The organism is Oscillibacter acetigenes, from assembly GCF_025567605.1.
Classification (GTDB): Bacteria; Bacillota; Clostridia; order Oscillospirales; family Oscillospiraceae; genus Oscillibacter; species Oscillibacter welbionis.
On sequence record NZ_JAOQKG010000006.1, the window covers coordinates 153,521 to 164,152 of the forward strand.

The 10,632-nt window shown below is 64.0% G+C and carries 10 protein-coding genes; all 10 read left to right on the top strand.

The genetic code is table 11. From position 1 onward, the window contains the following. Positions 1-64 precede the first annotated feature (64 nt). A complete protein-coding gene (locus tag OCV80_RS13060; protein ID WP_021751185.1) occupies positions 65-406 on the top strand; it encodes a cell division protein ZapA in 342 nt (113 codons plus the stop codon). Continuing rightward, complete coding sequence (locus OCV80_RS13065) at positions 403-2,523, top strand: U32 family peptidase (protein WP_136891306.1); 2,121 nt, start codon at positions 403-405, stop codon at positions 2,521-2,523. The genes OCV80_RS13060 and OCV80_RS13065 overlap by 4 nt, the downstream gene beginning before the upstream one ends. A 4-nt stretch (positions 2,524-2,527) precedes the next feature. Then, complete coding sequence (locus tag OCV80_RS13070; RefSeq protein ID WP_158629766.1) at positions 2,528-3,172, top strand: DUF998 domain-containing protein; 645 nt, start codon at positions 2,528-2,530, stop codon at positions 3,170-3,172. Between the two features lie 180 nt (positions 3,173-3,352). Continuing rightward, complete coding sequence (locus OCV80_RS13075; protein ID WP_021751182.1) at positions 3,353-3,784, top strand: dUTP diphosphatase; 432 nt, start codon at positions 3,353-3,355, stop codon at positions 3,782-3,784. A gap of 10 nt (positions 3,785-3,794) precedes the next feature. Then, positions 3,795-4,373: a Maf family protein gene (locus OCV80_RS13080; RefSeq protein WP_267288458.1), complete on the top strand. Its 579-nt coding sequence runs from the start codon at positions 3,795-3,797 to the stop codon at positions 4,371-4,373. A gap of 22 nt (positions 4,374-4,395) precedes the next feature. Further along, complete coding sequence (gene mreC, locus OCV80_RS13085; protein WP_021751180.1) at positions 4,396-5,235, top strand: rod shape-determining protein MreC; 840 nt, start codon at positions 4,396-4,398, stop codon at positions 5,233-5,235. Positions 5,236-5,277: 42 nt separating this feature from the next. Beyond that, a complete protein-coding gene (locus tag OCV80_RS13090) occupies positions 5,278-5,790 on the top strand; it encodes a hypothetical protein (RefSeq protein ID WP_136891309.1) in 513 nt (170 codons plus the stop codon). 14 nt (positions 5,791-5,804) lie between these two features. Further along, positions 5,805-8,009 (top strand): penicillin-binding transpeptidase domain-containing protein, encoded by a 2,205-nt coding sequence (locus OCV80_RS13095; RefSeq protein WP_267288459.1) that lies wholly within the window; start codon positions 5,805-5,807, stop codon positions 8,007-8,009. Positions 8,010-8,023: 14 nt separating this feature from the next. Beyond that, positions 8,024-9,892, top strand: coding sequence for a glycoside hydrolase family 13 protein (locus OCV80_RS13100; protein WP_267288460.1), 1,869 nt, complete (start codon positions 8,024-8,026; stop codon positions 9,890-9,892). 187 nt (positions 9,893-10,079) lie between these two features. Continuing rightward, positions 10,080-10,632: ParA family protein (locus tag OCV80_RS13105; RefSeq protein ID WP_267288461.1), on the top strand; the 553-nt coding region annotated here is incomplete at its 3' end.

Consider the following 10,632-nt stretch of genomic DNA (forward strand, 5'->3'; position numbering starts at 1 on the left):
TTTATGATAATGGGCGGCATCTGCCCTGCCGCTGATCAATCTACCGACGAGGGGGAAGTTGTTTATGGCAAATCGCGTGGTCATCAACATCTGCGGGGAGGAGCTCACCTTCATTGCGGAGGAGTCCTCTTCTTACATGCAGCGGGTGGGCGCCTACGTCAATGATAAAATGGCGGAGGTCCTGGACAGCTCCAAAGTGGGCCGCACGGATGCCGCCGTCCTCACCGCCGTCAACATTGCCGACGAGCTCTTCAAGGCCCAGGCCGCGGCGGAGCAGCTCCGGGGCCAGATCAAGGGGTATCTGGACGAGGCCGGCAGGGCCCAGAGCGAGGCCAGCGAGCTGAAGCGGGAGGTCTTCCGCCTCCAGCAGAAGCTGGACGCCCAGGCCCGGAAGGACCGGGGATGAGGCCGGAGCTGCTGGCCCCCGCCGGTTCGCCGGAGGCTCTGCGGGCGGCGGTCCAGAACGGCGCGGACGCGGTGTACCTGGGCTGGGGCGCCTTCAACGCCCGTAGGGGCGCGAAAAATTTTTCTGATGAGGAGTTCGCCGCCGCCCTGGCCTACTGCCACGAGCGGGGGGTCCGGGTCTTTCTGACGCTGAACACCCTGGTGACGGACCGGGAGCTGCCCCAGGCGCTGGAGACAGCCGTTCAGGCCGGCCGCCTGGGGGTGGACGCGGTGCTGGTGCAGGACTGGGGGCTGTTCGGCCTGCTGCGCCGGACGCTGCCGGATCTGCCCCTCCACGCCAGCACCCAGATGAGCCTGTTCACCTCCGGCGGTGCCCGGGAGATCGCCGCCGACGGCTGCGAGCGGGTGGTCATTGCCCGGGAGTGTTCGGCGGAGGACACCCGTACGATCTGTGAAAACTGCCCTGTGGAAGTGGAGGTCTTTGCCCACGGGGCGCTGTGCATGTGCTACTCCGGCCAGTGCGGGATGAGCGCCCTGATCGGGGGCCGCTCCGGAAACCGGGGCCGCTGCGCCCAGCCCTGCCGCCTGCCCTACGGGGTTAACGCCCCCGCCAAAAAGGCATATCCCCTGAGCCTGAAAGACAGCTGTCTGGCCGGACGGCTGGAGGAGATGGGGGCCATGGGCGTATCCTGCGTGAAGCTGGAGGGCCGCATGAAGCGGCCGGAGTATGTGGCCGTCATCACCCGCATCTACGCCCGCCTGCTGGAGGAGGGCCGTGGTCCCACCGCCGACGAGCGGGCGGAGCTGGAGCAGGCCTTCTCCCGGTCCGGCTTCACCGACTGGTACTGGCAGGGCAAACACGGCGCTGCCATGTTCGGGACCCGTCCGGAGAACGCTCCGGACCCCAAGGACCTCTTTGAGGAGGCCCGCCGGGCCTATGAACGGGACAGCCTGCGGACGGTGCCGGTGGATCTCTCCTGCTCCGTTTCCGCGGGGGTGCCCTGCACCCTGACTGTGTCGGACCGGGACGGCCACAGCGTCACGGTCACCGGCCCGGTGCCGGAGGCCGCCCGGACCCGGGCCCTGGATGGACTGGAGCTGGAAGCCCGCCTCCGCAAGACCGGCGGCACCGCCTACCGCTGCGACACCGTGGTCACCCTGGTAGATGAGGGGCTGTCCCTCTCCGCCAGTGCCGTCAATGCCCTGCGGCGGGATGCGCTGGCGGCTCTCACCGCCGCCCGCACTGCGCCGCCCAAGCGCCGGGAGCTGCCGGTGCCGCCCCTGCCGGAGGCCGACTGCACAGCGGAGGCGCCCCGGCTCACCATTTCCGTGACCCGGCTGGAGCAGCTCTCCCCCGCCCTGCTGGAGCTGGGCTGCCCGGCCCGGGTCTATATCCCGCTGGAAGAGGTCTCCCGGCTGGAATCTCTCCCGGGAGAAGGCCCGGAGTGGTGCGCCGTTCTGCCCCGGGTCTGGCGGGACCGGGACGAGCCTGCGCTCCGCACCTTGCTGGAGCGGGCCCGGGCTCTGGGCTTTACCGGTGTTCTGATCGGAAATCTGGGCCATCTGCCCCTGGTGCGGGGCCTGGACTTCCATCTCTACGGCGATTACGGCCTGAATGTGTTCAATTCCCGGTCCCTGGCCTATCTGAAGGACAAGGAGCTGGAGAGCGCCTGCGTGTCCTTTGAGCTGCGGTTCGCCCAGATCCGGGATCTGAAAAAGGTGCTGCGGGCGGAGGCCATTGTCTACGGCCGCCTGCCCCTGATGATTACGGAGAACTGCCTGGTGCAGAACGAGACCGGCTGCCGCCTGGACCGGCAGGGCCTTTGTGTCCCGGAGGACGGCCCCTGCCGCTGCGGCCAGCCCAATGTTCTGGTCGACCGCACCGGCGCCGCTTTTCCCCTGCTACCCGCCTACGGCCACCGGACGGAAATCCAGAACAGCAAGCCGCTGTATCTGGCGGACCGGCCGGAGCACCGCAGGCTGGGACTGGCCTATGCCCGTCTCCGCTTCACCACGGAGACAGCGGAGGAGTGCGTGTCCGTCGTGCAAAACTATCTGGATGCCGCGCCCGCCGCGGGGGATTTCACCCGGGGGCTTTACGAACGGGGAGTTGAATAATCAAATGGCAGCCTGTATAGATACCCGCTGGTTTTGGACCCTTTTGATCCTTACCCTCTGCGGAGAGTTTCTGCTTCCCTGCCTGCTGGCCCGGAAGGATCCAGCCTATCGGCCTGGAACCATGGCGGTCAGCGTTCTGGGCAGAAGGGGCGGTCCCGTGGCCCGTGTCTACCGCCTGTGGCTGGCGTGGCTGGGGATATGGCTTTTGACCACTGCCGCCGTCTACGCCGTCGGCGCGGCGCCGGCCTCCCGGTGGCTGGCGGCGGGATTGGCCGTGTCCCTGGGCGGCTTCGCCCTGGGCGCCGGTATCCTGGCTGCCCTGTTTCCCACCGGGCTCACCAAAGATCTGTCGGATCGCTCTGCCCTGATCCACGGCATTGCCTCTGCCCTGGGCTTTTTCGCCCTGCTGTTCCTACCCCTCTGGCGGGCGCTGCTGGCGCTGGAGACAGACTCCCCGGTTATGGCGTGGGCCTGCTTTGCCGCCCTGGGGCTGGCGCTGGTATTCTTCACGCTGTTTGTCCTCTCGGACAAAGACCGCTTCCAGGGCACGGCTGTGGCCCGTGAGGGTCTTTGGGAACAGCTCTGCCTGGCGGCCATGTATGTTCCCTTGTTGCTGGATGCAATCGTCCACCTGATTTCCGCCCCCTGAGCTGTACAGCCCTCCGCACGGAACCTTACACTGATAAAAGCAGGGATGCATCTGTCCGCCCATCAGCGGGACTTGTCTCCTGCATCCAATGGGGTTAACCGCCTGAAAGCATCATATTTCCTATACAATTCATAAATTTTATTCTATATTATACAAACCGTATTTATTTTGGAGTTTGACATGGAAGAGATCAAGGTAAAATATTTCACAGATGACATCGACGAGCTGTGCTACGTGGAGGGCAAGTCCGACTGGATCGACCTACATGCGGCGGAAACCGTGACTATGAAGGCCGGGGAGTTCCGGCTGATCCCCTTGGGGGTGGCCATCGCCCTGCCGGAGGGGTATGAAGCCCACATCGTCCCCCGCAGCTCCACCTTTAAGAATTACGGCATTCTGCAGACCAACTCCATGGGCGTGGTAGACTACACCTACCGGGGCGACGGTGACCAGTGGCGGATGCCCGCCTACGCCACCCGGGATGTGACCATTGAGAAAAACGCCCGGATCTGCCAGTTCCGCATCATGAAAAACCAGCCCCGGCTGACCTTCACCAAAGTGGAGCATCTGGACGGCCCCGACCGGGGCGGCTTCGGCTCCACCGGAAAGTGAGGGCGCGGCCATGGCAAAGATCGTACTGGCCTCCGGCTCTCCCCGGCGGCAGGAGCTGCTCCAGCGCATCGGCATCACGGACTTCGACATCCGGGTCCCCCGGACGGAGGAAACCTATCCCGCCGGCCTCTCCCCCCGGGAGACGGTGGAGTACATCTCCCGGGAGAAGTCCGACGCGGCCGCCGCTCTCTGCACACCGGAGGAAATCATCATCACTGCCGACACCATGGTGTTTCTGGACGACCAGCGTCTCGGCAAGCCTGTGGACGAGGCGGACGCCCTGCGGATGCTGACGGCCCTCCAGGGCCGCCGCCACACGGTATGCACCGGCGTCACCGTCCGCCGGGGCGGCGAGATCCTGACGGAAAGCGCGTCCACCGACGTGTATTTCCGCCCTGCCGCGGAGGCGGAGCTCCGGGGCTACATCCGCACCGGCGAGCCCATGGACAAGGCCGGGGCCTACGGCGTCCAGGGGCTGGGTGCCCTTCTGGTGGAGCGGCTGGACGGTGACTTTTTCAACGTGATGGGTCTGCCGGTCCTGCGCTTGAGCCGGATGCTGGAGCGGTTCGGCGTCCATTTCTTCTGCTGACCAACGATCAGGAGGGTTTCCTTTGAAGAAATTTTTTCGGGAACACGGCATCTGGGTCCTGTTCGCCACGGCGGTGATCGCCGTGAGCCTGTCCCTCATGTCCTTTTTCTCCAACACCTCCTCTCCCCTGTCCAATCTGGCGGGGATCATCGCCTCCCCCTTCCGGTCGGCCTACACCGCTGTAACAGGCTGGATCACAGACAAGCAGAACTACTATCAGGACGTCACCGCCCTGGAGGAGGAGAACGCCGCCCTGCGGCGGGAAAACGCCATCCTCAAGGCCCAGAACCGCCTGGCTCAGACCAACAATGAGGAAAACGCCCGCCTGCGGGATCTGCTGAACCTGCGGCCCCAGAACTATGACCTGGAGCTGGAGACGGCCTCCGTCACGGAGCGCACGGTCACCAACTGGACCTCCTCCCTGACACTGAACATCGGCACGGATCACGGTGTCGAAGTGAACGACTGCGTCATCGACGAGACGTATGCCCTGGTGGGTGTGGTCAGCGAAGTGGGACTCAACTGGTGCACGGTCCTCACCATCGTGGACACGGACACCTCCCTGGGCGCCCAGGTGTTCCGCACCAAGGACCTGGGGCTGGCGGTGGGCGACTTCTCCCTGATGCGGGAGAACCGCCTGCGGCTGGACTATCTGCCCGCGGACTGTCAGCTGCTGGGCGGCGATCTGGTGGTCACCTCCGGCCTGGGCGGGTATTATCCCTCCGGCCTCTCTGTCGGCACAGTGGAGGAGGTGCAGCTCAGCGACTCCGGCGCCGCCTCCTACGCGGTGCTGGAACCCGCCGCCGACTTTGACAGTCTGGTGGAGGTCTTCGTCATCAAATCCTTTGACATCCAGACCTGATGGGACGGATGTCCCCACCTGTTCGGAAAGGAGGCTCCGGCATTGCTGGCGCGGAATGAGACCATTTTCAAATGGGCCCTGTATGCCGGGGCCACGGCAGTGTTCTTCCTGCTCCAGGGGGCGGTGCTCCAGCGGATCACCCTCTGGGGCGTCATTCCCTTTGTGTTCCCCATCCTGGTGGCGGTCCTGGGTATGTATGAGGGTCCCCTCCCCGCCTCCGTCTACGCCCTGACGGTGGGAGTGCTGTGCGACCTGCTGCTGCCGGCGTCCATCCCCTGCTTTTACACCCTGATCTTTCCCGCGGCGGGGCTATGCGCGGCGCTGATCTCCCAGAGCCTGCTGCCGGCAGGCTTTCTCTGTGGGGTGGTCACCTCCGTGCTCTCCTTCCTCCTTACAGACGCCTTTCACTGTATCGTGCTGTGGGCTGGGGGGAAAGCCGCCTGGGCTGCGGGGGCCCAGGTCTTCCTGCGGGAGGTCTGCGTCTCCATCCTGCTGGTGGTCCCGGTGGTGCTGCTGTTCTCTGCCGTGTTCCGCCGCACCCACCTGGACGACTGAGAAGGAGGCTGTCTATGGACCATAAGGAAGCCCATCATCTGCGCCTGTATGTTCTGGCAGCCCTGTTTTTCATTGTGGCTGCGGTCTACATCGGGGTCCTGTACGACACGCAGGTGAACAATTACGACTATTACTACGCCAGCTCCGTCCGCAGCATCGCCCGGTCGGAGACCGTGGAGGCCGCCCGGGGCAATATCACCGACCGAAACGGCAAGGTGCTGGTGTCCAGCCGCTCCTCCTACAACCTGACCTTTGACGCCTCCCTGCTGGAGAAGGACGAAGATGCCAACGAGTCCCTCCTGCGGCTGCTGCAGCTGTGTCAGAGCCGGGGGATCAACTGGGTGGATTCTCTGCCCATCTCCCGCTCCGCCCCCTTCGCCTACACCATCGACTCCCTGGACAGCGCCGCCAGGAGCCGCTTTCTCACCTATCTGAAGGATCTGGACGAGGCCGCGAACGCCCTGGCCGCCTATCTGCTGGAGCATCCTGCCCTGCTGGAGACCACGGACGAGGAGGGCAACAGGGAAAACCCCGCCGACGACATCCTGGCGGATGAGGAGCTGGATCAGGCCGGCAAGGCCCAGGCCCTGCTGGAGGAGCTGACCTCCAGTCAGCTGACCGGCGCCATGCTGGAAGGGTCCGGTCTCTCCGCCACGCGGCTGATCGCCCTGATGCGGAAGGATTTCGGCCTCTCCGCCTCTTTTTCCGTGGAGGAGGCCCAGCTGGTGCTGGGCGTCCAGTACGAGATCCGCAGCCGAAATCTCGCCAGGACGGACCCCTATGTGCTGGCGGAGGATATCGATGCGGAGCTGATCTCCCTGCTGAACGACGGCGACTACGCCGGAGCCAAGATCACCCCCTCCTCCGTACGGGAGTACGAGACGACCTACGGGGCGCATATCCTGGGGTATCTCGGAAAAATCAACGACAGTGCGGAAAAGGAGGCCCTGGGCGAGGGATATAACTGGAACGACTATGTGGGCAAGGACGGCGTGGAGGCGGCCTTTGAATCCCATCTCAAGGGCACCGACGGCACCCGGGTGGTCTCCCTGAACGAGGACGGCAAGATCACCGGCGAGTATTACTCCAAGGAGCCGGTGCCCGGCAACACTGTGGAGCTGACCATCGACCTGGACCTCCAGCAGGCGGCGGAGGACGCCCTGGCCGCCACCATCACCCGGATGACCGGGGAGGATGGGGATGAGACCCGGGGCGGCGCCGTGGCGGTGGTACAGGTGGGCACGGGGGAAGTTCTGGCCCTGGCCTCTTATCCCACCTATGATCTCTCCACATTTCGACAGAGCAGCATTTACGCGGCTCTCTACAATGACCCTGCCCGCCCCTTCACAAACCGCGCCACCAACGGGACGTACGTCCCCGGCTCCACCATCAAGCCCCTGACGGCCGTGGCCGCGCTGGAGGAGGGGATCACCACTCCCACCCGGGAGATCTACTCTCCCAGCCGGTGGGTCTATCCCAACGACCCCACCCACAGCGGCGCCAACTGCGCCGGCGGCAACCACGGTCTCATTAATGTGACGGAGGCCATCACCAAGTCCTGCAACTACTTCTTCGCGGAGATGGGATACCGAATGGGCATGGACACCTTCCGGGAGTATCTGCAGGCCTTCGGCCTGGGAGAGCACACCGGCATTGAGATTGGTGATTACGCCGGTACCTTGCCCAGCAATGAGGCGGGCCACGACCAGACCCCCTGGGCCACCTTCGGCCAGGCCAACCAGCTCTACTCGCCCCTCCAGCTTGCCAACTACATCGCCACACTGGCCTCCGGCGGACAGCACTGCAAGGCCCACCTGCTGAAGGCCGTGAAGTCCTATGACAATACGGAGGTCCTGGCTGTGGGCGACACGGCGCCCACCAACGTGGTCTCCATGCAGGATTCCACGCTAGAGGCGGTGAAAAAGGGCATGCTGGGCTACACCCAGCCCGGCGGCTCTGTTTACAATGCCTTCCGGAACTGCGTGGTCACTGCCGGCGCCAAGACCGGCACCTCCGAGCTGGGCGGCAACCAGACCGAAAACGGCGTCTTCGTTTGCTTCGCCCCTTATGACGATCCGGAGATCGCCGTGGCCATCGTCATTGAGCACGCCACCTGGGGCTCCAATCTGGCCACCACGGGCGTGGATATTCTCAACGCTTACTTTACCGCCGACGAGACCGGCAGTGCCGTCACCGGCGAAAACCAACTGCTTCCGTAAGGAGACGCATCCCCATGAGCGAACCCTTTGTCTTTGATCCCCGCTGCGACCTGTGCAAGGAGCCCTTCGGCGCCGTCCCCTGCGGAACGGCGGTCACCTTTCACTGCCGCCCCCTGGCCACGGAGGGCTTTTCCCACTGCGCACTGGTCCTCTCCTGTGAGTTTTCCGGCACGCAGCGGGAGCAGGAACTACCCCTGGAGGGCCCCGCAGGCGAGCGGCTTTGCTTTTCCGGCACACTGACCGCGCCGGAGCTGCCCGATCTTCTCTGGTATCACTTCCGCTTCTGGCGGGAGGACGGCACCGGCTGTCTGCTGGACAAGACCGGCTACCGCAGTGACGGACAGGCCGTGTCCTGGCAGCTGACGGTCTACCAGGAAAGCCGTACGCCCGGCTGGTTTGGGGCAGGTGTGGCATACCAAATTTTTCCAGATCGTTTCTGCCGTCTGGCACTCGTGGACTCTGCGGGTCTGGTTGGACGGCGCTGGGTCCACGAGGACTGGGATGACACGCCGGAGTGGCGGCCGGATCCGGATGGGGAGATCCGCAACCGGGACTTCTTTGGTGGCACTCTGGCGGGGATCACGTCGAAACTGGACGATTTGAAAGCCCTTGGTGTCACCACACTGTACCTCTGCCCCATTTTCGAGTCCGCCTCCAACCACCGTTATAACACAGCGGACTATACCCGCATCGACCCCATGCTGGGCACGGAGGCCGATTTCCGCGCTCTCTGCGCCCAGGCCCGACAGCGGGGGATGCGGGTGATTTTGGACGGCGTGTTCAACCACACCGGATCCCAGAGCATGTACTTCAATGCCGACGGCTATTACCCCACCCTGGGCGCAGCCCAGAGCCAGGACTCTCCCTGGTACAGCTGGTACCGGTTCCACCACTGGCCGGATTCCTACGACTCCTGGTGGGGCATCCGCACTCTGCCAGCGGTGGAGGAGTCCTCTCCCTCTTATGTGGATTTCATCATTGACGGCAAGGACTCCATTATCCGCCGGTGGCTGCGTGCCGGAGCTTCCGGCTGGCGACTGGATGTGGCGGATGAGCTGCCGGACTGGTTTCTGGAGAAGATCCGCGCCGCCATGGAGGAGACGGCCCCTGACAGCATCCTGATCGGCGAGGTGTGGGAGGACGGCTCCAATAAGATCGCCTACTCCCAGCGGCGGCGGTATCTGCTGGGCAGTGAGACCCACGGGCTGATGAACTACCCCTTCCGCACGGCGCTGCTGGCCTATGTCTCCGGCGGGGATGCCGATGACTTTCGGGAGGCCATGGAGACCCTGCGGGAGAACTATCCTCCGGCGGCCTTTTACTCCGCCATGAACTTTTTGGGCACCCACGATACCCCCCGCATCCTGACGCTGCTGGGTGCGGACCGAACGCCGGACACCAAGGCGGAGCGGGCCTCCTACCGGCTTTTGCCCCGGGAGCGGGCAGCGGGCATCGCCAAGCTGCGGCTGGCGGCGCTGGTGCTGTTCACCTTCCCCGGCTCTCCCATGATCTATTACGGGGATGAGGCCGGGATGGAGGGCTTTGAGGACCCTCTGAATCGGGGAACCTACCCCTGGGGCCGGGAAGACCGGGACCTGCTGGCGTGGTTCACCCGGCTGGGTGCCCTGCGGAATGCGTATCCAGCCCTGCAGTCCGGCACCATCTCCTGGCTCTACACCGCAGGTCCTTTGTTGATTTTTGCCCGGCAGGACGGTGACCAGCGGCTGACCACAGCCGTCAACGCCTCACCGGACTCCCACACTGTCACACTGCTGTGGGAAGGCGCTGGCCCCACTGATCTCCTCACCGGAGATACTCTCCCCTGTTCCGGCGGTGTTCTGCACTTGCAGCTGCCGCCCTGGGGCTGCCGTCTTTTGCTGTGACCGGCTGCGGATGTTTCACGTGAAACATCCGCGGCTCTTTTTCTGCCGTTTGTTTCACGTGAAACATTTTCTCTTCCTTTTCTCTGCTTTTCCGCTTTTCTCCTTGCAACGGCCGTCCACGCTTGCTATAATAAATGAGCATAAGCATTTCTACCTTATTGGGTATTTTCAGAAAGTAGGTGCCCACGTGGCAAAAACCATTGCGATTGTGAATCAAAAAGGCGGCGTGGGGAAAACAACCACCTGTGTGAATCTCGCCGCGGCCTTGACGGAGGCCGGGCAGCGCATCCTCCTGTGTGATTTTGATCCTCAGGCCAATTCCACTTCTGGAATGGGCGTGGACAAGACGGTCTCCAAGGGAATCTACGATGCCCTGATCGGCGAAGTGCCGGTGGAGGACGCCCTGGTGCACACCAAATACGGCGATGTTCTCCCCTCCAACAAGGCGCTGGCCGGCGCCGGGATCGAACTGATCGGCATGGAGCGCCGGGAATTCCTTCTGCGGGACGCGCTGGACAAGGTAAAAGATCGCTACGACTTCCTGTTCATCGACTGCCCCCCCTCTCTGGAACTGCTGACGCTGAACGCCCTCTGCGCCGCGGACGCCATCCTGGTGCCGGTGCAGGGCGAATACTACGCTCTGGAGGGCCTCAGCGATCTGATGAATACGGTGCGGATCGTCCGCAGGTCCCTGAATCCCCGGCTGGAGCTGGACGGCGTGCTGCTGACCATGTTTGACG

Bases quoted from the DNA above. Each gene is read 5' to 3' on its own strand.
- OCV80_RS13060 (WP_021751185.1), top strand. From the start codon at position 65: ATGGCAAATCGCGTGGTCATCAACATCTGCGGGGAGGAGCTCACCTTC.
- OCV80_RS13065 (WP_136891306.1), top strand. From the start codon at position 403: ATGAGGCCGGAGCTGCTGGCCCCCGCCGGTTCGCCGGAGGCTCTGCGG.
- OCV80_RS13070 (WP_158629766.1), top strand. From the start codon at position 2,528: ATGGCAGCCTGTATAGATACCCGCTGGTTTTGGACCCTTTTGATCCTT.
- OCV80_RS13075 (WP_021751182.1), top strand. From the start codon at position 3,353: ATGGAAGAGATCAAGGTAAAATATTTCACAGATGACATCGACGAGCTG.
- OCV80_RS13080 (WP_267288458.1), top strand. From the start codon at position 3,795: ATGGCAAAGATCGTACTGGCCTCCGGCTCTCCCCGGCGGCAGGAGCTG.
- OCV80_RS13095 (WP_267288459.1), top strand. From the start codon at position 5,805: ATGGACCATAAGGAAGCCCATCATCTGCGCCTGTATGTTCTGGCAGCC.
- OCV80_RS13100 (WP_267288460.1), top strand. From the start codon at position 8,024: ATGAGCGAACCCTTTGTCTTTGATCCCCGCTGCGACCTGTGCAAGGAG.